Genomic DNA, 21,273 nt, shown 5'->3' on the forward strand with positions numbered 1-21,273 from the left:
ATGACAGGGATGTCGAGTCACCCCTGGTCATCTGCCTCGCTGGTGTGCGGATGGTCGGTCGCGCTGATCGCGTGACGCCCGGGGTGAACCGGGCCGGTCGGAACCCTCAGACGGTGGGGCGGTGCACGGCTTCGACGCAGGCCTCCGCGAGGTCCTGCCCGGGCCGCCGCAGGTCGGCCAGGAAGTACTGGGCCTGGGGCGGCAGATGACGATGGGCGCGCAGGGTGCTGCGGCCGATGGCACGGATGGTCTCACCTCGCGCCGTCAGCTCGCGTGTGACGAGCCGGGCCGCGCTGCCGGTGCCGCCGATGACGGCGATGGGACTCTTCACGGAACTCTCCTGAGCAGGCTTCATATCCACTGCAACACGTCGTCCGAGCTGGTGAGCTGGGTGCCGGCGGGCACCCCCGACAGGGCGGGGACGCGCAGCCGTGGATAGACACTGACTCCGGAGAGCCGGGTGCCCGGCCACAGGTGCGCGCCGTCCCCGACCGCGGTGTGCTGTTCCAGCCGGACCGGAGCACGGCGGTCCGACTGCACCTGGACCATCGGGCCGACGTACGAGTCGCTGATGTGCGCGTGCGGGCCGATGACGGCTCCGTCCCCGATGACCGTCCGGTCCAGCCGTACGCCCTCGGCGACGTCGACACCGTCGCCGATGTCCGTGTACTGGAGGTGGACGCCGGTGCCGATCTCGGCGTGCCGGCCGATGCGCACCCCGGGGCCGAGGACGACGCTGCCCTCGGTGATCTTCTGGGCGAGGGTCGTACCGCTCACGCTGTCCTTGGTGCGCAGGCTCGTCTCGTGGATCCAGTAGCGCGGTTTCTCGCTGAGCGGGTCGCCGAGCGCGCGGTTCATGTACGGGTAGAGGCCGTTGAGGGCCTCGCCGAGCGTGCCGAGGTAGTCGCCGATGCTGCCCAGGTCGCCCAGGCGCGCGATGGGTTCCACGGCCACCGGCTGATCGTGACCCACCAGCCAGGGCAGCAGGTCGTGCCCCCAGTCCAGACGCTGCTGGGCGAGCCGGATCAGCTCGGGGGTGCGTGCGGCGAGCCGCAGCCGGGCGCAGTCGATCAGGTACATCCCGGCGTTGGTGGGCAGCGTGGACGACGCCCACGGAAGCCCGGTGCTGGCGAACTCCTCGTGGATACGCCCCAGTCGCGGCTTCTCCAGGAAGCCCGAGACGAGGCCGTCGCGGGTGGTCCGCATGACGCCGTACTTCCCCGCGATCTCCTCCGGGGTCCGGGGGACGGCCGCCACCGTGACCACCGCGTCGGTCGCCTCGTGGGTGGCCCGCAGGTCGTCGAGCGAGTAGTCGAACAGCGAGTCAACCGGCATGACAAGCGCGGAGCCGGTCAGGTTCCACTGCTCCAGATTGTGCAGCGTGGCCGCTCCGGAGCCCACGTTGTACTGGTCGAAGCGGGCCCGTGAGTAGTCGATCTCCACGCCGTAGCGCTCGCCGTGGCCCAGGACGAGCTTGATCTGACTGCGGTTCTCCGCTCCCTGCGCCACCACGTAGAAGCAGCGGATGCCCTGGTCACGGCAGGACTCGACGATCCACTCGATGAGCGGTCTGCCGGCGAACGGGATGAGTGCCTTGCTGCGGATGTAGTCGGCGGACTGCAGGGTGATGGGCTTCGCCCTCTCCCCCCGGCCGCCGGCCAGGATGATGCCGACTGTGCTGTCGTCCCCCATCGCTGTCCTGTCTCCTCGACCGACTTCCCGATACAGCAATTTCAACAGTCGCAGTCATCTTCAGTCAAGTTTCTTGTCAAGAGGGTGGGCTGCTTCCGCATGTGTGCCGGGACGGCTCACCGGGACGCCCGGCGGCCGGTGGCCCGGGCCGCGAGCGAAAAGCCCGAAGGGCCCGGTGCCGAACCCCGCGGACGGGGATCGGGCACCGGGCCCTTCGGGCTGTCGTGCGCCGAGGACTAGGCCTCGTACACCTCACGGACCAGCTGCTCCTGCTCCGCCTGGTGCCGCTTCGCGGAACCGACGGCGGGGGAGGAGGAGTGCGGACGCGAGATCCGGCGCAGGCGCTCGCCGTGCGGGACGTCCGCGCCGACCGCCAGGTCGAGGTGGTCGATCAGGTTGAGCGCGATGAACGGCCAGGCGCCCTGGTTCGCCGGCTCCTCCTGGGCCCACAGGTACTTCTCGGCGTTCGGGTACTTGTTGACCTCCGCCTGGAGCTCGGCACCCGGCAGCGGGTACAGGCGCTCGATGCGGATGATCGCCGTGTCCGTGACGCCGCGCTTCTTCCGCTCGGCCTCGAGGTCGTAGTACAGCTTGCCGGCGCAGAAGACGACCTTGCGGACCGCTGCGGCGTCGACCGAGTCGTCGCCGATGACGGGACGGAAGGCGCCCGTGGTGAACTCCTCCGTCTTCGACGCGGCGGCCTTGAGGCGCAGCATCGACTTCGGGGTGAAGACCACCAGCGGCTTGTGGTGCGGGTTGTGCACCTGCCACCGCAGGAGGTGGAAGTAGTTCGACGGCAGGGTCGGCTGGGCGACCGTCATGTTGTTCTGCGCGCACAGCTGGAGGAAGCGCTCGATGCGGGCCGAGGAGTGGTCCGGGCCCTGGCCCTCGTAGCCGTGCGGGAGCAGCAGGGTGACGCCGGACGTCTGGCCCCACTTCTGCTCGGCGGCCGAGATGTACTCGTCGACGACGGTCTGCGCGCCGTTGACGAAGTCGCCGAACTGCGCCTCCCACATGACCAGCGCGTCCGGGCGGGCCAGCGAGTAGCCGTACTCGAAGCCCATGACCGCGTACTCGGAGAGCAGCGAGTCGTAGACGTTCAGGCGGGCCTGCTCGTCCGAGAGGTACTGGAGCGGGGTGAAGTCCTCGCCCGTGACCCGGTCGATCAGCACCGCGTGGCGCTGGCCGAAGGTGCCGCGGCGGGAGTCCTGGCCCGACAGGCGGACCGGGGTGCCCTCCAGGAGCAGCGAACCGATGGCGAGGGTCTCGCCCATGCCCCAGTCGATCGTGTCGTCCTCGATCATCGCGGCCCGGCGCTGGAGCTGCGGCAGCAGACGCGGGTGGACCGTGACGTGGTCGGGGATGTTGACCTGGGACTCGGCGATCCGCTTCACGATCTCCTGGGAGACCGCGGTCTGCACGGCCACCGGGAACTCGGCCTGCGGGTCGGGCACGTGCGCCTCGGCCGGGGCCGAGATCGCCTCGCGGACCTCGGTGAAGACCTTCTCCAACTGGCCCTGGAAGTCCTGCAGCGCCTGCTCGGCCTCTTCGAGGGTGATGTCGCCGCGACCGATCAGGGACTCGGTGTAGAGCTTGCGCACCGAGCGCTTCTTGTCGATCAGGTCGTACATCAGCGGCTGCGTGAACGCCGGGTTGTCGGACTCGTTGTGTCCGCGGCGGCGGTAGCAGATCAGGTCGATGACGACGTCCTTGTTGAACGCCTGGCGGAACTCGAAGGCCAGGCGAGCGACGCGGACGACGGCCTCGGGGTCGTCGCCGTTCACGTGGAAGATCGGCGCCTCGATCATGCGGGCCACGTCGGTGGCGTACATGGAGGAGCGCGACGACTCCGGGGCGGCGGTGAAGCCGACCTGGTTGTTGATGACGATGTGGACCGTGCCGCCCGTGCGGTAGCCGCGCAGCTGCGACATGTTGAGCGTCTCGGCGACCACACCCTGGCCGGCGAAGGCCGCGTCACCGTGCAGGGCGACCGGCAGGACCGTGAAGTCCGTGCCGCCCTTGTTGATGATGTCCTGCTTGGCGCGGGTGATGCCCTCGATGACCGGGTCGACGGTCTCCAGGTGGGACGGGTTCGCGGCCAGCGAGACGGCGATCTGCTCGCCGTCCAGGCCGGTGAAGGTGCCCCGGGCGCCCAGGTGGTACTTCACGTCGCCGGAGCCGTGCATCGACTTCGGGTCGAGGTTGCCCTCGAACTCCCGGAAGATCTGCGCGTACGACTTGCCGACGATGTTCGCGAGGACGTTCAGGCGGCCGCGGTGGGCCATGCCGATGACGACCTCGTCCAGGCGCGACTCGGCCGCGGAGTCGATCACCGCGTCGAGCAGCGGGATGACGGACTCGCCGCCCTCCAGGGAGAACCGCTTCTGGCCGACGTACTTGGTCTGCAGGAACGTCTCGAAGGCCTCGGCGGAGTTCAGCCGGCGCAGGATGCGCAGCTGCTCCTCGCGCTCGGGCTTGGCGTGCGGGCGCTCGACGCGGTCCTGGATCCACTTGCGCTGCTTCGGGTCCTGGATGTGCATGAACTCGATGCCGGTGGTGCGGCAGTACGAGTCGCGCAGCACGCCGAGGATGTCGCGCAGCTTCATCATCGACTTGCCGGAGAAGCCGCCGACGGCGAACTCGCGCTCCAGGTCCCACAGGGTGAGCCCGTGCTCGGTGATGTCCAGGTCGGGGTGCTTGCGCTGCTTGTACTCCAGCGGGTCGGTGTCGGCCATGACGTGGCCGCGGACCCGGTAGGAGTGGATCAGCTCGAAGACGCGGGCGGCCTTGGTGACGTCGTCGTCGTGGCTGGCGTCGATGTCCTTGAGCCAGCGGACCGGCTCGTAGGGGATCCGCAGCGACTCGAAGATCTCGTCGAAGAAGCCGTTCTCGCCGAGCAGCAGGTTCGCGACGATGCGCAGGAACTCGCCGGAGGCGGCGCCCTGGATCACCCGGTGGTCGTAGGTCGACGTGAGCGTCATGACCTTCGAGATGCCGAGCTTGTTGAGGGTGTCCTGGGAGGTGCCCTGGAACTCCGCCGGGTAGTCCATGGAGCCGACGCCCATGATGACCGACTGGCCGGGCATCAGACGCGGCACGGAGTGGACGGTGCCGAGGCCGCCGGGGTTGGTCAGGGAGACCGTGACACCGGTGAAGTCGTCCATCGTCAGCTTGCCGTCACGGGCGCGGCGGACGATGTCCTCGTAGGCCTGCCAGAACTCGAAGAAGTTCAGCGTCTCGGCCTTCTTGATGCCGGCGACGACGAGCTGGCGGTCGCCGTTGGGCTTCACCAGGTCGATGGCGAGACCGAAGTTGACGTGCTCCGGCTTGACCAGGGTCGGCTTGCCGTCCTTCTCCGCGAAGGAGTAGTTCATCGACGGCATGGCCTTGATGGCCTGCACCATCGCGTAGCCGATGAGGTGGGTGAAGGAGATCTTCCCGCCCCGGGCACGCTTCAGGTGGTTGTTGATCACGATGCGGTTGTCGAAGAGCAGCTTCACCGGGACCGCGCGCACGGACGTGGCCGTGGGCAGCTCCAGGGAGGCGTTCATGTTCTTCGCGACCGCGGCGGCGGGGCCGCGCAGCGTGACGAGCTCGGGACCTCCGGCGGCCGCGGTGGCCTCGGCGGCCTTCGGCTTGGCGGCGGCCGGGGCGGCCTTCGCGGGAGCCGGGGCGGCGGCCGCGGGCTTCGGGGCCGCGGGAGCCGTCGGAGCGGTCCTGGCCGGAGCCACGGGCGCGGCGGGCGCGGCAGGGGCCGCGGGAGCGGCCGCGGGAGCGGCCGGAGCGGCCGGAGCCGGCGTGATCGTGGTCCCTGCGGCCCCCGCGGCCGCAGTACCCGCCGGAGCCGAGGCGGCAGCCGCCCCCGGCTTGTAGTCGGCGAAGAAGTCCCACCAGGCACGGTCTACCGAATTCGGGTCCTGGAGGTACTGCTGATAGATCTCGTCGACGAGCCACTCATTGGGACCGAAGGCAGCAGCGGGGTTCTTCCCGGCTTGGTCATCGGTCGAGATGCTCGAGTTACTGGGGGACTGTGGCGACACGGCGGCAACCGCCCTCTTCCGCTTCACAAGGTGATGGACAGCGGAAATAAAGGCTACGCCCCCATGGCCGAGAAGGTCAGGCCGGGCCCGTCCAACGTCGTGTAAGTCACATCGGAAAGCGTGTTTCGGGCGTGGAAATGGCGGGAAACAAGCGAGGTTCCGGTTCGGAACGGGTATGGCGACTCAGGGTCGCGGCAGTCCTCACGCGGCCCTCTGCCTGATCACACGTGTCCGCCAGCGGCGACACGGATGGATCTTGTGGCTCCGGTTCGAACTTTACGTCAACTTGGCAGAGAGGGGAGCCCCGGAAGGGTGACCTGAATCCGGCAACCCCGCTGAGATTCGGCCACACCGATCCGGCCGCCGTGCAGATCGACCGCCCAGCGCGCGATCGCCAGGCCCAGTCCCGTGCCGCCGTCGCTTCCCGGCCCGTGCGGCGCGGGCACCCCGCCCCGGTTGAACCGCTCGAAGACGCGGTGCCACTCCGACTTCGGGATGCCCGGGCCCTCGTCCAGGACCTCCAGGGCCAGCGACTCCGGGTAGTCGCCGCGCCGCGCCTTGACCGTCACCCGGCCGTGCGGCGGACTGTGCTTGACCGCGTTGTCGATGAGATTCGCCACCACCTGGTGGATCCGCTCCGGGTCCGCGTGCGCGGTCAGCTCGGGCGGGGACACGTCGAGGTGCAGATGCACGTCGGTGCGCGTGTGACTGCCGGAGCCCGAGGCGATGCCCGCGCGCGCGGAGGAGACCATGTTGGCCTCCTTGAGCACGCCCGACAGATACGGCCAGACCTCGAAGCGCCGCTTGTGCAGCGGCACCACGCCGTTGTCCAGCCGCGACAGGTCCAGCAGCGTCTCCACGAGGCGCCCCAGCCGCTCCGTCTGCTTCAGGGCCGTACGCATCGTCTCGGGGTCCGCGGCGGAGACGCCGTCCACGACGTTCTCCAGGACGGCGCGCAGCCCCGCGATGGGGGTGCGCAGCTCGTGCGAGACATTCGCCACGAGCTCCTTGCGCTGGCGGTCCTGGGCCTCCAGCTCGTCGGCCATGAGGTTGATCGTCTCGGCCAGGTCGCCGAGCTCGTCGCGCCGGTTGTCGCTCACCCGGCGCGTGTAGTCGCCGTGCGAGATGTACCGGGCGACCGCGTTCATCTCGTCCAGCGGCGCGGTGAGCGAATGCGCCACGAACTGCGTGATCAGCAGCGTGGCGATCATCGAGAAGACCGTGATGAAGCGCAGCTCGGTCTTGGTGTGCACCGCGATCATCGACAGCCCGGTCGTGATGAACACGGCGACGACGACGAGCGTGCCCAGCTTCGTCTTGATCGAGAAGGGCCGCAGGCCGCCCCAGGGGCTCACGCTCCTGCGCTCTTCGAACTCGTGCCCGCCGGACTCGCGCCGGCCGGCACCGCGCTCCCCGAGCCCGCTCATCACATCAGCCCCCTCGAAGGTCCCGACGACCCGGCTCAGGGAGTCGGGGTCTCCAGCGCGTAGCCGACACCGTGGACCGTGCGGATCCGCTCGGCGCCGATCTTCCGGCGCAGGGCCTTGATGTGGCTGTCCACGGTGCGGGTCCCGGAAGCGTCCGCCCAGTCCCACACCTCGGCGAGCAACTGCTCGCGCGAGAGTACCGCGCGGGGGGTGTTCGCCAGGCAGACCAGGAGGTCGAACTCGGTGGGCGTCAGGTGCACGTCCTCGGAACGGACCCGGACCCGGCGCTGCGCGTGGTCGATCTCCAGCTCGCCGAGCCGCAGGATGCCGCTGCGCGGCGTCGACGCCGCGACCACGGCGCGCTCGACCCGCCGCAGCAGGACGTGCACGCGGGCGGCCAGCTCGCGCATCGAGAACGGCTTCGTCATGTAGTCGTCGGCGCCGACGCCGAGCCCGACCAGCATGTCGGTCTCGTCGTCGCGCGCGGTGAGCATCAGCACCGGCACCGGGCGCTGGGCCTGCACGCGGCGGCAGACCTCCAGGCCGTCGAAGCCGGGCAGCATGATGTCGAGGATCAGCAGGTCGGGCTGCCAGGCCTCGGCGGTGTCGACGGCGGCCGGGCCGTCGCCCGCGGTCTGCACCAGGAATCCCTCGGCACGCAGGCGGGCCGCGATGGCGTCGACGATCGTCGGGTCGTCCTCGACCACCAGCACCCGGCGCTGAGCGCCCGGGGTCGCCGCCGTGCCGTTTTGGGAGGTGTGTGTCTGCTCCATCGCCCGCCCCTGAGGTGTGCTTTCCGGAATCAGTGGGGTGATCCCATGACTGCGCTTGACGCTTGAATGATCCGCGTCAGGGAAGCAGAGTACGGGCAGTCACCGTGCCGCGGCTATCCAGGCCTGACCGCGAGATGCACGACGTCCGGAACGCCCCGGGCAACCGGGATCTCTTCGGTACGCACCCGTTGGAACCCGGCATTCCGCAAGGTTCCTTCAAATTCCGGAGAGGGCTGGGCCGACCAGACCGCGAGTACTCCGCCGGGCTTCAACACCCTTGCGCAGCTTGCCAGTCCGGCGTTCGCGTACAGCCCCTCGTTGCTCTCGGTGACCGTCCAGTCGGGCCCGTTGTCGATGTCCAGGCAGAGGGCGTCGTACGTGTCGGATGTCTCATTGACGTAAGTGAGCAGATCGGCCTCGACGATGTCCGTGCGCGGGTCGGCGAGAGCCGCCGCGGACAACTCGCCCAGAGGGCCCGCCCGGTGCCAGCCGATGACGGCGGGCTCGCGCTCGACGACGGTGATGCGCCCCCAGCGCGGATCGGCCGCGGCGTGTGCGAGCGAGAACCCGACGCCGAGACCCCCGATGAGCACGTCCGGCTCCCGGCGCCCGTCGAGGGCGTCGTACGCGGCGTCGACGAGCAGACGCTCCGAGCGGCCGTCGGAAGTGTCCATCAGGAAGCACCCGTTGGCGATGATCTGCAGCAGCGCACCGTGTCGCCGCAGCACGACCTCGCCGTAGGGGCCCTCGCTGCGGTCGATGACTACAGGAGTGTCGTACGAGGCGGTCATGGCGCTCATCCTGGCACTTCCGCCGGGGCGGGCCTCCGAATTTTCCGTATCCGGGGCGGCGACCGCGGGGACACCCCGCCGCCGGACGCCGCCGGACCCCGCGACGAGGGGCGCCGTCGCCGGCCTCCGGCGCGGCAGCCGGCCCGGGGTCGCCCGGGGGATTCATCCGAACGTGTCCCGGTGGGGCACGGGCCGCCCGGTCGGACGGTCGGCCACGGTGGCCGCGCGGGCCGGGACGCCGCACCGGACGCCGGGGACGTGCCCGTGGCGGGCCCCCGCGTGGCGACGGTCGGCGCGATGTTCGTCGCGGACCTGATCGCCCTCACCGACCGATGACCGAGTGGGGACACCTGATGGCCCTCGCCGTGGGGATCCCCACCTGGCCCCTGGTGCGGCGCGCACGGGTGGCACCGTGAGCACCGGAGTCGCCCGGCGCCGCCGACCACGGCCCTCGCCCGATCGTGGACCATGGCCCTCGACCGGCGCCGACCACCGGCGCCACCAGGCATTCCCCCGGCCGGCCGCCGTCGGCGGGCCCTCGGGCCGGGCCCGGAAATGAGCGATCGCTCACAGCGAACGGAACCCGGGGAACAATCGAAGCGCGCCCAGCATTGAGTCGGCATAGCTCAACTTGACTGCCGAAGGGGAGATCATGGCTTCGACGTCCACACCGCTCACCTTGCCCGTGCTGCCGCTCGATGACGAGGTCGTGCTGCCCGGAATGGTGGTTCCGCTGGACCTGAACGACACCGATGTACGCGCCGCGGTGGAGGCCGCCCAGGCCGCCGCCCGTTCGACGCCCGGCAAGCCGCAGGTGCTGCTGGTTCCACGTATCGACGGGACGTACGCGGGCACCGGCGTGCTCGGCACCGTCGAGCAGGTCGGCCGCCTGGCCGACGGCGACCCGGGCGCGCTGATCCGCGGGCGCGGGCGTGTGAAGGTCGGCGCGGGGACGACGGGCCCCGGTGCGGCACTGTGGGTGGAGGGCACCCGGGTCGACGAGACCTTGCCCGAGCCCCTGCCCGGCCGGGTCGCCGACCTGGTCAAGGAATACAAGGCCCTCGCCACCAGCTGGCTGCGCAAGCGCGGCGCCTGGCAGGTCGTGGACCGTGTACAGCAGATCGACGATGTCTCCGCCCTTGCCGACAATTCCGGTTACTCCCCGTTCCTCTCCATCGAACAGAAGGTGGAGCTGCTGGAGACCGCCGACCCGGTCGCCCGGTTGAAGCTGGCCACCGAGCAGCTCCGCGAGCACCTCGCCGAGCAGGATGTCGCCGAGTCCATCGCCAAGGACGTGCAGGAGGGCGTCGACAAGCAGCAGCGCGAGTTCCTGCTGCGGCGCCAGCTGGAGGCCGTGCGCAAGGAGCTGCGCGACCTGAAGGGCGAGTCCCCCGAGGACGAGTCCGACGACTACCGTGCCCGCGTCGAGGCCGCCGATCTTCCGGAGAACGTCCGCGAGGCCGCGCTCAAGGAGGTCGAGAAGCTGGAGCGGTCCAGTGACCAGTCGCCCGAGGGCAGCTGGATCAGGACCTGGCTCGACACCGTCCTCGAACTGCCGTGGAACGAGCGGACCGAGGACCAGTACGACATCCAGGGCGCGAAGGCGCTGCTGGACGCCGAGCACGCCGGTCTGGAGGACGTGAAGGAGCGGATCACCGAGTACCTCGCCGTGCGCAAGCGGCGCTCCGAGCGCGGTCTCGGAGTGGTCGGCGGACGTCGCGGCGGTGCCGTGCTCGCCCTCGTCGGCCCGCCCGGCGTCGGCAAGACCTCGCTCGGCGAGTCCGTGGCGCACGCGATGGGCCGCAAGTTCGTCCGCGTCGCTCTCGGCGGCGTCCGGGACGAGGCGGAGATCCGCGGCCACCGGCGCACCTACGTCGGAGCGCTGCCCGGCCGTGTCGTCCGTGCCATCAAGGAGGCCGGGTCCATGAACCCGGTGGTCCTGCTGGACGAGATCGACAAGGTGGGGTCGGACTTCCGCGGCGACCCGGCCGCGGCCCTGCTCGAAGTGCTCGACCCGGCACAGAACCACACCTTCCGCGATCACTACCTGGAGGTCGAACTCGACCTCAGCGACGTGGTGTTCCTGGCCACGGCCAACGTGCTCGAAGCCATCCCCGAGGCCCTGCTCGACCGTATGGAGCTGGTCCGCCTCGACGGCTACACCGAGGACGAGAAGGTCGTCATCGCCCGGGACCACCTGCTCCCGCGCCAGCTGGAGCGGGCCGGTCTCAAGCCGGACGAGGTCACCCTCGACGAGGGTGCGCTGCGCAAGCTGGCCGGCGAGTACACGCGGGAAGCGGGCGTGCGCAACATGGAGCGGGCCGTCGCGCGGCTGCTGCGCAAGGTCGCGGCCCAGCACGAACTGGGTGAGCGCGAGCTGCCGTTCACGGTGACCGAGGCGGACCTGCGCGGTCTCATCGGACGGCCGCACCACGTGCCCGAGTCCGCACAGGACCCGGCCGAGCGCCGCACCGCGGTGCCCGGTGTGGCGACCGGTCTGGCCGTCACGGGCGCCGGCGGCGACGTGCTGTTCGTGGAGGCGTCGCTCGCCGACCCGGAGACGGGCGCGGCCGGGCTGACCCTGACCGGTCAGCTGGGCGACGTGATGAAGGAGTCGGCGCAGATCGCGCTGTCCTTCCTGCGCAGCCACGGCGCCGAGCTGGAGCTGCCGGTCGGCGACCTGAAGGACCGGGGTGTGCACATCCACTTCCCGGCGGGCGCGGTCCCCAAGGACGGGCCGAGCGCGGGCGTCACGATGACGACGGCGCTGGCGTCCCTCCTGTCGGGCCGTCTGGTCCGCACGGACGTGGCGATGACCGGTGAGGTCTCCCTGACCGGTCGGGTGCTGCCGATCGGCGGCGTGAAGCAGAAGCTGCTCGCCGCGCACCGGGCGGGTGTCACCACGGTGATCATCCCGAAGCGCAACGAGGCCGACCTGGACGACGTCCCGGCCGAGGTCCTGGAGAAGCTCGACGTCCACGCCGTCACGGACGTCCGCCAGGTCCTCGAACTGGCCCTCGCCCCGGCGACGAACGGCGCGAGCCCGCGGGTACCGCTCGCGGCATGACCCCGGAGGCACCGGTGGTGGCGTGACGGCCGCCGCCGGTGCGTCCGGTACGGGAAGGCCCGGGTCCGTGAGGGAGCCCGGGCCTTCCCCATGTCCGCCAGCGGTGTCAGCCGTTGGCGAGTGCCTGCACCCGGTCGAGGGCTCCGTTGAACTTGTCGTGGTCGCCCACCGTCGGTCCGGACGACGTGTACTGCCACATCGTGTAGTAGGACCAGCCGGCCGGCAGGGTGCCCGGGGCGGAGGCGTAGCGGGCGATCCACAGCGGGTTGGCCGAGGCGAAGCCGCCGTAGTTGCCGGTGCAGTCGACCCACCAGCTGGTGGCCGTGTAGATCACGGCGTCCCGGCCGGTGCGGGCCTTGTACTGGGCGAGGAAGCTGCTGATCCAGCTGACCATCGCGCTCTGCGTCTTGCCGTAGCAGGCGGCGCCGTACGGGTTCCACTCGATGTCGAGGACACCGGGGAGCGTCTTGCCGTCACGGGACCAGCCGCCGCCGTGGTCGACGAAGTAGTTGGCCTGTGTGGCGCCGGTCGTCGTGTCGGGCGTCGCGAAGTGGTACGCGCCGCGGATCATGCCGATGTCGTACGAGCCGTTGTACTGCTGGGCGAAGTACGGGTTCGTGTAGTACGTCCCCTCGGTCGCCTTGGTGTAGGCCCACTTGACCCCGCTGTTCCACAGGGTCGACCAGGCGACGTTGCCCTGGTGGCCGGAGACGTCGACGCCTTCGGTCTGGGTGGCGTCGCCGCTGTTGGGGGTGCCGCCCTGGCCGTCGTGCGCGACGACACCCATGCCCATACGGGCGGTGCCCCGCGCCGGGGTGTCGGCGGCGGACGAGGGGAGCGTGCTGAGCGAGGAGAACGCGGCGAGCAGGATTCCTACCGCGAGCAGACGCAGGCGGTGGGCCGTTCCGGATCTGTGCACGGGCATGTGCGTGCCTCCGAAGGGCTCGGTGGAGCTCGGTGGGGGGAGTGCGCGGACATGCGCGCCGCCGTGGCACTGGGGAGTCAGGTCCGCGTCGACCTGGAATGGCGTGCGCATGCCAGTAAGTGCCTGGTAAAGAAGCTACGCACGTAGAGCACGGCGTGGGAAGAGGGGTCGGAGGCTGCCGTTGGTCTACGCCTGCGAAATACTGACGGAGCTGCGGCAATGGCGAGTTCTGGCGGAAACTTTCAGGATCGGGAAACCGGGTCAGGGGTGCTGACGTGCACGACAACGGAAACGGCGGCGGGCAGCGTGTCGAATCCGCGGCGTCGGGAAGTGGTGTGGACCAGGAATTCCCGGCGCTGGAACGCGAGTTGACGGTGTTCCTGCGGCGCGCCCGCGCCTCCTCCGGCGAGATGGCCCGGGAGGTCCATCCCGACCTGGAGTCCTCGGCGTACGGGCTGCTGTTCCGGCTGGAGGAGTGCGGCCGGCAGCGCGCCACGGAACTCGCCGCGTACATCGGCGTCGGCAAGGCCACGATGTCGCGGCAGCTCCGGGCCCTCGAAGACCTCGGCCTGGTCGGCCGCGAGCCGGACCCCGCCGACGGCCGCGCCTGGCTCGTCCACCTCACCGACGAGGGGCGGGAACGCTTCCGCAAGGTCCGCGAGGCCCGCCGGGCGCGTTACGTCCGCCAGCTCGCGGGCTGGGACCCCCGCGAGGTCGCCGAACTCGCCCGTCTGCTGCACCAGCTGAACACGGGCATGGAACAGCGCTAGGGGGCGTCGCTCGGGCCGGCCCGGACCTGCCGGGCGGGCCCCGCGTCCCGCCCGCGTCCCGGCCGCGTCCCGGCCGGGCCCCGCACCCCGCCCGCGTCCCGGCCGGGCCCCGCACCCCGCCCGCGTCCCCGCCGGGCCCCGCTCACAGCTCCACGTACACGACCGTTGCGTCGTCGTGCGTCTTGCTGCGGCGCAGATGCACCCGCTCCTCCGCGTCCGCGGCCTCCAGGGCCCGTACGCGGTCGACGAGGGCCTGCGCGCCCTCCTTCCGCACGAGAGCGAGCAGTTCGGACCAGCCGCCCGCGCGGAACTTCTCCGTCCAGCGGGTGGCGCCGTCCGTGAGCGCGGCCAGGGCGCGGACGGAGTCCCGCGGCAATGTGCCCGTCACCGCGCGGGAGGCCACCGCGGGATCCGCCGCCGCCGTGAAGAAGCCGCCCTCCTTGTTGCGCGCGGTCGCGTCGGCGACGGCGTCCGTGGCGAGGGAGGCGCGCGGAAGGCGGGACAGCCGGTCGTCCAGCAGCGCCGTCACCTCGCCGGTGGGGGACTCCACCAGCAGGGCCGAGTCCGACAGCACCAGGTACTCCACCTCGGTCGCGGACCACCGGGCGAGGACCACGGTTGCCTGGGGCGTGCGCGGGTGAGAAAGGTCACATGTGCCGGCATGGGTCTCGGCCACCCTCCGAATGGCACGCGACAGGACCTCGGTCAGGGTCAAATCCCTGAGCGAAACGGACAGTTCGGTCAGAGCGCCGCCGAGCCGGGCGGAGAACCAGGAGACGGAATGCAGACAGCCGTACTCCCCCTGGGGAGGTGTCACCCCGTCGAGGACGACCAGTGAACCCCCTTGTCCCGAGGCGGGAAGCCCGACCGATGCGAAGTCCTCATTGGGGCGGCCCGGGTCGCCCGGCTCCGAGACGAGTTCAGTGCGCATCCAGCCAGTCTGCACGAGCCCTTCACAAGGCCCACGGAAGGGCGACATCGGTTGCCGAACACCTGCGGACCAGCAGCTCAGGCGCCGGGTTTGGCATGGAATGATCGACTCCGGGAATGCGTGGCGGCGAATACTGCCAAAGGGCGTCGCCGACGTCCAACCGGCCCGCCGTACGAGGCGTCGGCGGGTGCCCGAGGAACTTGCCCGCCAACTCCCGTCCGGGGTTCACTCCTTCGAGTGGCGGGTCAGATGATGCGGGACCACTGCCCACCGGCACTGGGAGGGTCGGGGCCGTACCGGGCGGACGCCGCAGTTGACGGGATGTCACCCGGGCCCATGGGTTAACGAGTCAGGAATGCGAGCACCGGTGCAGAAGACGCGGCCGAGGCGCACAGGCAAGCAGACGGCCACCGGGCCCTCCGGGCCCTCGGGCCCATTGGCAGGGGCCGCCACCGGCGACGGCGGCGACTCGGCGGGCCGGGGGAGGCGCGCCCACGTACGCAACCGGCTGATCGTCGCCGTGGCGGTCGTCGCGGCTGCCATCGCCGGCGCGGGAGCCCCGACCGTGCTCGCCGCCTCCGAGCAACTGAACGACTCCCAGAATCTCGTGACGCTCGCCCAGCGGACCCAGCAGGCGCTGACCCTCGCGCACTCGCTGGCCGACGAGCGCGACGAGGTCACGTCCTACGTCGCCGCGGGGCGGCCGAAGGACAAGGCACCCTCGGAGCAGCGCAGCGCCCGGGTCGACCGGCAGGTCGAGGAGCTGCGGGCGGACGAGGACGCCCCCGCGACCCTCCTGAAGGATCTCGACGGCATCTCCGCCCTGCGCAGGTCCGCGCTCACCGGCAAGAGCACCGCCCTCGAGGCGCACCAGGCGTACTCCGCCGCCATCACCGAACTCCACGCCCTCGCCGAGGGCCTGGCCGACCAGCTGCCGCCCCGCGCGGGCTCCGGCGCGCACGCCCTCGCCGAACTCGACTCCGCGGTCCAGCAGTCCGCCGCCGCCCGTGGCCTGCTCCTCGCGGCCCTCGCCGTCCCGCGCTCCACGCAGACGGTCATCGATCCGGCCACCGGCCTGCCGACCACGACCAGCAGTTCGTCCGCCGCCGACATCAAGCAGCGGGACGCGCTGAGCGCGGCGGCCCAGCAGGCCCGCCTCCGCTCGGACGCGGCGCTCGCGGACTTCCGGGAGACGGCGCCGAAGAGCGCCAAGTCCTCCTACGACTCCACGGTCACCGGACCCGATGTCGGCACCGCCGACCGCTACCTCGCGCGCCTGACCGACCAGCCGACGCTCTCCAGCGCCGAACTCGACACGTCGGTGAAGAAGCTGGACGCCGCGCTGTCCGCCCGTATCGAGCTGATGCGCGGCGCGGAGGCCTCCCTCAACGAGCACCGCACCGAGGGCCTCGAGCAGCTGCGTGACGACGACGTCACCGCGCTGGAGATCCGTATCGCCCTGATCGGCACGCTGTTGCTCGTCGCGGTCGGCGTCTCGATGGCCATGGCCCGCTCGCTCACCCGCCCGCTGGCCGTGCTGCGCCTGGGCTCCGCCCGGCTCGCCGCCGACCCCGGCATCGAGGAACCGGTCAAGTTCACCGGCCGCAACGACGAGTTCGCCCAGGTGGTCCGCTCCGTCAACGCGCTGCACGCGCACGCGGCCGGACTCCACGAGCGGCTCGCCACCCTGGAGGGCGACCGCAAGCACCTCATCGGCCAGCGCCAGCTGATGGCCGACGAACGCGACCGGCTGCGCGGCGAACTCGCCGAGGCCGCCACCCACCTGGAGCAGGTGCGCGGCACCATCCACGGCACCTTCGTCAACCTCGCGCTGCGCACGCTCGGCCTCGTCGAGCGTCAACTCGGCGTCATCGAGGGGCTGGAGGACCGCGAGCAGGACCCGGACCGTCTCGCCACGCTCTTCAAGCTGGACCACTTCGCCACCGTCATGCGGCGGCACAGCGAGAACCTGCTGGTCCTCGCGGGCGCCGAGCACGTCCAGCACCACGCGGGCCCGGTCCCGCTCGTCGACGTCGTCCGTGCCGCGGTCAGCGAGATCGAGCGCTACGAGCGTGTCCGGATCGCCGCGCTGCCGCCGCACGCCCACATCGCCGGTTTCGCCGCCGACGACATGAGCCACCTGCTGGCCGAACTCCTGGAGAACGCGACGTCGTTCACGCCGCCCGACCTCCCCGTCGAGGTCTCCGGCTGGCTCCTGGAGAGCGGCGAGGTGATGCTCTCCGTGCAGGACGAGGGCATCGGCATGACGTCGGAGCGGATGACCCAGCTCAACGACCGCCTCGCCGCCTTCGACCCCGAGGACGCCTACGACCAGGAGAGCGGCGAGGGCCTCGGCCTCGGCCTGTACGTGGTGGCGCGGCTCGCGCACCGGCACGGTGTGCGGGTGCAGCTGCGCGAGCAGAAGCAGGGCGGCGTCGCCGCCGTGGTCGTCCTCCCGAAGGCGCTGCTCGCCGCCGCGCCCTCCGCGGCCGTCCCCACGACCGCGCGGCACGTCGGGGGCGCGCCCTCGGTGACCCTCCCCGGAGCGGACGCCGAGGCCAACTCCAACGTCCTGCGCGGGCGCGCGGCGCTCACCGCCTCGGACCCCGCCGGGGACGAGGACCCGCTGATCGCCGCGGCCCAGGCGGCCGTCCGCGAGGCCGACACCGACCCCCGGCCCGAGGGCACCGTTCAGCCCCAGGGCACCGTTCAGCCGCAGGACACCGACCGGCCACAGGACGCCGTCGCTCCGGAGCCGGAGCCGGAGCGGACGCCGGAGCCGGAGCAGGCGCCCGAGGCGCCGGCCGCCGCCGAGGCGCACCGCGTGCCCGGACCCCGGCGCGAGGCCGAGCCCCGGACCGCGCCCGAGGCGGACTTCGCGGACACGTCGGCACCCGAGACCACGATGGAGCTCCTGCTCCCGTTCCCCCCGGCCGAACCGGCGGCGCCGGAACCGGCCACGCCCGGACCGACCACGCCCGATACCGGAGCGCCCGGGACCGCGGCCCCCGCTCCGGAGCCCGGCCAGGCGGCACCCGAGCCGGAGCCCGAGCCGGTGTCCGAACCCCGGGCGGAGACCTCCCGCACCACGGGAGCGGCTCCCCGGTTCTCCGGCCCCGCCGGCGGCGCCGCCCAGGACGCGGACGGAGCCGCCCAGGCGGCCACCGACCCGTACGCCATAGGCCCGGACACCCACGACCGTGTCCCGGACGAGACCCCGCGGATCACCGACAAGGGCCTGCCCAAGCGGACACCGAAGATCTCCGCGCCCGCCCCGGCCCCCCGCCCGCGCACGGGCGGTGTGGACGCCGAGGCACTGCGGCGCAGGCTCGGCGGCTTCCACCGGGGCGCCGTCGAGGGCCGTCGCGACGTGGAGGCGGAGATCGCCGAACGCACCACGGAGACCAACGCGCCGCAGACGCTCAACGCGCGAGACGCAGAAGCATCGGGGGGCACCGTCGAGGAGGCAAGCAGTTGACCGCGTCCAGTACCTTCGGCCTGAGCAGTGAGGCCCGCAATCTGCACTGGCTGCTGACGAACCTCGTCGAGGAGGTGCCGGGACTCCTGTCGGTCGCGGTCGTCTCCTCCGACGGGCTGCTGCTGCTCTCCTCCGACCCCGGCAGGAACGCCGAGGCCCGGACGGCGGAGACGGAGCGCCCCAGCGGCCCCAAGGGATCCTCCGCGGACCTCGCCACCATCGTCTCCGGCATCGGCAGCCTCACCATCGGCGCCGCCAAGCTGATGGACGCCGGCGGGGTGAAGCAGACGATGGTCGCGATGGACGAGGGCAGCGTCTTCGTCATGTCGATCAGCGACGGTTCGCTGCTCGGGGTGCACGGTTCGCCGGACTGCGACATGAGCGTGGTGGCGTACCACATGGCGCTCTTCGTCGGCCGTGCCGGACATGTGCTGACCCCCGAACTGCGCAGTGAACTCCGAAAATCCCTTGAGTCCGACTCGATGGGGAGTACCCGATGAGTACGTCGAGCAGTACGTCCGCCGCGGCCCGGCTCCCGGTGCGCGGCGGCGATCGCAAGCCCGCCCGCGTACGGCCCTATTCGCTCACGGGCGGCCGGACCCGCTTCGGGCACGTCCTGCTCGTCGAGACGTTCGTGGCGGCGCTGGAGGCTCCCGAGGAGCGCAAGGAACTCACCGACGGCCGGCCCGCGTACCGGGTGATGCCCGAGATGCGTGCCATCGTCGAACTCTGCCGCCGGATGCGGACGGTGGCCGAGATCGCCGCCCTCCTCAGGATGCCGCTCGGCGTGGTCCGGGTCCTCCTGAGCGACCTGGCGGACCAGGGAAAGATCCGCGTGTACGGAACAGGTCACGGCCCGGGACAGCCGGACCGCGCTCTGCTGGAAAGGGTGCTGAGTGGACTCCGTCGTCTCTGACGCCGCCCCTGGCGTCGCCCCTCTCCTCGACGAAGAGGAGAATCTGCAGGCCTGGCAGACGGACCGCACCCGCGCCCCGATAGCCACCAAGATCGTCGTCGCGGGCGGCTTCGGCGTGGGCAAGACCACGCTGGTCACCACGGTCTCCGAGATCCAGCCCCTCCAGACGGAGGCGCTGATGACACAGGCCAGTGAGGAAACCGACGACCTCACCGGTACGCCGGACAAACTGACCACCACCGTGGCCATGGACTTCGGCCGCATCACGCTCGACGACGACCTGGTGCTCTACCTGTTCGGTACGCCGGGTCAGCAGCGGTTCTGGTTCATGTGGGACGACCTGGTGCGCGGCGCGATCGGCGCGGTGGTCCTCGCCGACACCCGCCGCCTGTCGGACTGCTTCCCCGCACTGGACTACTTCGAGAGCTGCGGACTGCCGTACGTCGTCGCCGTCAACCACTTCGACGGCAGCGACCGGTTCGAGCCCGAGGACGTGCGCGAGGCCCTCACGGTGCCTCCGCACATACCTGTCATGATCATGGACGCGCGTCGCCGGATCTCGGTCGTGGAGACCCTGCTGGCCCTGGTCGGCCACGCGCTCGAAGTAAGCCCCGAATAGGGACGCCTAGGTCCTAGGAGAAACAAGCCGCATGCGGAAGATACTCGTCGTCGGAGCCGGTCAGTCCGGACTCCAGCTCGCCCTCGGCCTCCAGTCGCACGGGTACGAGGTCACCCTGATGTCGAACCGGACGGCGGACGAGATCCGTACCGGCCGTGTCATGTCGACGCAGTGCATGTTCGACACGGCCCTGCAGCACGAGCGCGATCTCCAGCTGAACTTCTGGGAGTCGCAGGCCCCGAAGATCGAAGGGCTCGGCGTCTCGGTCGCCGCCCCCGGCTCCTTCGACCCGGGCCCCTCGCAGCGTGCGATCGACTGGGTGGGCGAGCTCGACGGGTACGCCCAGTCGGTCGACCAGCGGGTCAAGATGGCCGGCTGGATGGAGACCTTCGCCCAGCGTGGCGGCCAGCTGGTCATCCACGGCGCCGCGGTCTCCGACCTCGACTACTTCTCCCGCACCTACGACCTGGTGCTGGTCTCGGCCGGCAAGGGCGAGCTGGTGTCGATGTTCGGCCGCGACGCCTCCCGCTCCCCGTTCAGCGAGCCGCAGCGCGCCCTCGCCGTCGCCTACGTCCATGGTCTGGGCCCGCGCCCCGAGCACCCGGACTTCGACGCGGTCCGCTGCAACCTGGTCCCGGGCGTCGGCGAGCTCTTCGTGATGCCGACCCTGACCACCTCCGGCCGCGCCGACATCCTCTTCTGGGAGGGCATCCCCGGTGGCCCGCTCGACGTCTTCAACGGCGTCAAGGACCCCGCCGAGCACCTCTCCCTGACCCTGGAACTCATGGAGCGGTTCACGCCCTGGGAGTACGCGCGCGCCACCAAGGTCGAACTGACGGACGCGAACGCCACGCTGTCCGGGCGCTACGCCCCGACCGTGCGCAACCCGATCGGCCGGCTGCCCGGCGGCGGCCTGGTGCTGGGCGTCGCCGACGTGGTCGTGGCGAACGACCCGATCACCGGCCAGGGCTCCAACTCGGCCTCCAAGTGCGCGGCCGCGTACCTCGCTTCGATCCTGGAGCAGGGCGACAAGCCCTTCGACGAGGAGTGGATGCAGGCCACCTTCGACCGCTACTGGGACACCGCCCAGCACGTCACGAAGTGGACCAACGCGATGCTGGGCGTGCCGCCGGAGCACGTCCTGAACCTCATCGGCGCGGCCGGCCAGCTCCAGCCCGTGGCGGACCGTTTCGCCAACGGCTTCGACAACCCGGCCGACTTCGAGAACTTCTTCTTCGAGCCGGAGAAGGCGGAGGCGTACCTGGCGTCGGTCGCCGGGGCCTGACGGGCCTCTGACCTGCGATCCAGCCGTCGTCGCCTGTCGTTGTCTGTCATCGACGGTTCTTCTCGGACGGCCCACGGACGGCCCAGGGTTAGCCCCTGGGCCGTCCGTGTTTTCCGTTGCCAGATCACCTCGATGCGAACTCTCGGCTCCGGATCCCACGATCGGCGGACGGGATGGGAGCACTCCGCGCACGCCACACTCGGTCGGCCACCTTCGGACGGTCCAGAGACGGCCCGGCCTCGATGGTCGTCCATTCGCCGCAGCAGTCGCGGAGCCAACGGCTCGGTCAGGGATAGATCAGGATGAGTGTCACGGTGGGCAAGAACGTGCCCATTCCGCTGAGCAGCCAATAGGTCCGAGCGGCGAGTGAGGTGCGGCGTGCAAGGACCCGGTTGGCTGTCCACCACAGCAGCGTGTACAGGCCGACGATGGGCAGGATGATCACGAGCCAAAGGGCCATGCCGTCGTTCTCCGTCGGTTCCGGATGGCTCCAGTTCGCCGCCAGGAACCACAGCAACCAGATCGGCACCACCCCCGGGACTCCAAGTAGCAGGTTCAC

The 21,273-nt window shown here is 70.9% G+C and carries 17 protein-coding genes; 8 read left to right on the forward strand and 9 right to left on the reverse strand.

All coding sequences use genetic code 11. The features are described 5' to 3' along the window. Positions 1 to 106 precede the first annotated feature (106 nt). The 6 genes from ACZ4IF_RS34565 to ACZ4IF_RS34590 form a co-directional block, all read right to left on the reverse strand. Positions 107 to 331: a hypothetical protein gene (locus ACZ4IF_RS34565; protein WP_467570075.1), complete on the reverse strand. Its 225-nt coding sequence runs from the start codon at positions 329 to 331 to the stop codon at positions 107 to 109. A 20-nt stretch (positions 332 to 351) separates the two neighbouring features. Further along, the gene (locus tag ACZ4IF_RS34570) at positions 352 to 1,692 is read right to left on the reverse strand and encodes a sugar phosphate nucleotidyltransferase (protein WP_467570078.1); all 1,341 of its coding nucleotides are present in this window, start codon (positions 1,690 to 1,692) and stop codon (positions 352 to 354) included. Between the two features lie 236 nt (positions 1,693 to 1,928). Continuing rightward, entirely contained in the window at positions 1,929 to 5,732 is a 3,804-nt protein-coding gene (locus ACZ4IF_RS34575; RefSeq protein ID WP_467570082.1) for a multifunctional oxoglutarate decarboxylase/oxoglutarate dehydrogenase thiamine pyrophosphate-binding subunit/dihydrolipoyllysine-residue succinyltransferase subunit, read from the reverse strand. Between the two features lie 281 nt (positions 5,733 to 6,013). After that, positions 6,014 to 7,159 (reverse strand): HAMP domain-containing sensor histidine kinase, encoded by a 1,146-nt coding sequence (locus ACZ4IF_RS34580; RefSeq protein WP_467570085.1) that lies wholly within the window; start codon positions 7,157 to 7,159, stop codon positions 6,014 to 6,016. Positions 7,160 to 7,194: 35 nt separating this feature from the next. Further along, complete coding sequence (locus ACZ4IF_RS34585) at positions 7,195 to 7,932, reverse strand: response regulator transcription factor (RefSeq protein ID WP_028802127.1); 738 nt, start codon at positions 7,930 to 7,932, stop codon at positions 7,195 to 7,197. Positions 7,933 to 8,045: 113 nt separating this feature from the next. Next, the gene (locus ACZ4IF_RS34590; RefSeq protein WP_467570089.1) at positions 8,046 to 8,723 is read right to left on the reverse strand and encodes a spermine/spermidine synthase domain-containing protein; all 678 of its coding nucleotides are present in this window, start codon (positions 8,721 to 8,723) and stop codon (positions 8,046 to 8,048) included. Positions 8,724 to 8,903: 180 nt separating this feature from the next. On the opposite strand from ACZ4IF_RS34590, the gene ACZ4IF_RS34595 reads away from it, so the two are divergent. Next, entirely contained in the window at positions 8,904 to 9,059 is a 156-nt protein-coding gene (locus ACZ4IF_RS34595) for a hypothetical protein (protein ID WP_467570091.1), read from the forward strand. Between the two features lie 316 nt (positions 9,060 to 9,375). Beyond that, a complete protein-coding gene (gene lon / locus ACZ4IF_RS34600; protein ID WP_345650427.1) occupies positions 9,376 to 11,790 on the forward strand; it encodes an endopeptidase La in 2,415 nt (804 codons plus the stop codon). A gap of 106 nt (positions 11,791 to 11,896) precedes the next feature. On the opposite strand, the gene ACZ4IF_RS34605 is transcribed toward lon, so the two are convergent. Beyond that, positions 11,897 to 12,715, reverse strand: coding sequence for a lysozyme (locus ACZ4IF_RS34605; RefSeq protein ID WP_467570093.1), 819 nt, complete (start codon positions 12,713 to 12,715; stop codon positions 11,897 to 11,899). A gap of 275 nt (positions 12,716 to 12,990) precedes the next feature. Between ACZ4IF_RS34605 and ACZ4IF_RS34610 the strand changes: the two genes are divergently transcribed. Beyond that, entirely contained in the window at positions 12,991 to 13,485 is a 495-nt protein-coding gene (locus ACZ4IF_RS34610) for a MarR family winged helix-turn-helix transcriptional regulator (RefSeq protein ID WP_467570097.1), read from the forward strand. Positions 13,486 to 13,627: 142 nt separating this feature from the next. On the opposite strand, the gene ACZ4IF_RS34615 is transcribed toward ACZ4IF_RS34610, so the two are convergent. Further along, positions 13,628 to 14,416, reverse strand: coding sequence for a protein phosphatase 2C domain-containing protein (locus ACZ4IF_RS34615; protein ID WP_467570100.1), 789 nt, complete (start codon positions 14,414 to 14,416; stop codon positions 13,628 to 13,630). Between the two features lie 355 nt (positions 14,417 to 14,771). Here ACZ4IF_RS34615 and ACZ4IF_RS34620 point away from each other — a divergent pair, with 355 nt between their 5' ends. From ACZ4IF_RS34620 to ACZ4IF_RS34640, 5 genes are read left to right on the forward strand one after another with little or no spacing between them, the layout of a single operon-like run. After that, on the forward strand, positions 14,772 to 17,894 hold the full coding sequence (locus ACZ4IF_RS34620) for a sensor histidine kinase (RefSeq protein WP_467570103.1): 3,123 nt from the start codon (positions 14,772 to 14,774) through the stop codon (positions 17,892 to 17,894). Further along, positions 17,891 to 18,394, forward strand: coding sequence for a roadblock/LC7 domain-containing protein (locus ACZ4IF_RS34625; protein WP_095936611.1), 504 nt, complete (start codon positions 17,891 to 17,893; stop codon positions 18,392 to 18,394). Before ACZ4IF_RS34620 ends, ACZ4IF_RS34625 begins: the two co-directional genes overlap by 4 nt. Then, entirely contained in the window at positions 18,391 to 18,810 is a 420-nt protein-coding gene (locus ACZ4IF_RS34630; RefSeq protein ID WP_028802135.1) for a DUF742 domain-containing protein, read from the forward strand. Before ACZ4IF_RS34625 ends, ACZ4IF_RS34630 begins: the two co-directional genes overlap by 4 nt. Continuing rightward, the gene (locus ACZ4IF_RS34635) at positions 18,791 to 19,429 is read left to right on the forward strand and encodes a GTP-binding protein (RefSeq protein ID WP_467570108.1); all 639 of its coding nucleotides are present in this window, start codon (positions 18,791 to 18,793) and stop codon (positions 19,427 to 19,429) included. Before ACZ4IF_RS34630 ends, ACZ4IF_RS34635 begins: the two co-directional genes overlap by 20 nt. A 31-nt stretch (positions 19,430 to 19,460) precedes the next feature. Beyond that, positions 19,461 to 20,714: a styrene monooxygenase/indole monooxygenase family protein gene (locus ACZ4IF_RS34640; RefSeq protein ID WP_467570111.1), complete on the forward strand. Its 1,254-nt coding sequence runs from the start codon at positions 19,461 to 19,463 to the stop codon at positions 20,712 to 20,714. A gap of 286 nt (positions 20,715 to 21,000) precedes the next feature. Here the strand turns inward: ACZ4IF_RS34640 and ACZ4IF_RS34645 are convergent, their stop codons facing one another. After that, entirely contained in the window at positions 21,001 to 21,246 is a 246-nt protein-coding gene (locus ACZ4IF_RS34645) for a hypothetical protein (protein ID WP_467570113.1), read from the reverse strand. Positions 21,247 to 21,273 lie beyond the last annotated feature (27 nt).

Source organism: Streptomyces sp. NPDC025784, from assembly GCF_055558435.1.

Excerpts from the sequence above, each read along its gene's own strand:
- ACZ4IF_RS34585 (WP_028802127.1), bottom strand. The coding sequence starts at position 7,932 with ATGGAGCAGACACACACCTCCCAAAACGGCACGGCGGCGACCCCGGGC.
- ACZ4IF_RS34620 (WP_467570103.1), top strand. The coding sequence starts at position 14,772 with ATGCGAGCACCGGTGCAGAAGACGCGGCCGAGGCGCACAGGCAAGCAG.
- ACZ4IF_RS34615 (WP_467570100.1), bottom strand. The coding sequence starts at position 14,416 with ATGCGCACTGAACTCGTCTCGGAGCCGGGCGACCCGGGCCGCCCCAAT.
- lon (WP_345650427.1), top strand. The coding sequence starts at position 9,376 with ATGGCTTCGACGTCCACACCGCTCACCTTGCCCGTGCTGCCGCTCGAT.
- ACZ4IF_RS34580 (WP_467570085.1), bottom strand. The coding sequence starts at position 7,159 with ATGAGCGGGCTCGGGGAGCGCGGTGCCGGCCGGCGCGAGTCCGGCGGG.
- ACZ4IF_RS34590 (WP_467570089.1), bottom strand. The coding sequence starts at position 8,723 with ATGACCGCCTCGTACGACACTCCTGTAGTCATCGACCGCAGCGAGGGC.
- ACZ4IF_RS34630 (WP_028802135.1), top strand. The coding sequence starts at position 18,391 with ATGAGTACGTCGAGCAGTACGTCCGCCGCGGCCCGGCTCCCGGTGCGC.
- ACZ4IF_RS34640 (WP_467570111.1), top strand. The coding sequence starts at position 19,461 with ATGCGGAAGATACTCGTCGTCGGAGCCGGTCAGTCCGGACTCCAGCTC.
- ACZ4IF_RS34570 (WP_467570078.1), bottom strand. The coding sequence starts at position 1,692 with ATGGGGGACGACAGCACAGTCGGCATCATCCTGGCCGGCGGCCGGGGG.
- ACZ4IF_RS34605 (WP_467570093.1), bottom strand. The coding sequence starts at position 12,715 with ATGCCCGTGCACAGATCCGGAACGGCCCACCGCCTGCGTCTGCTCGCG.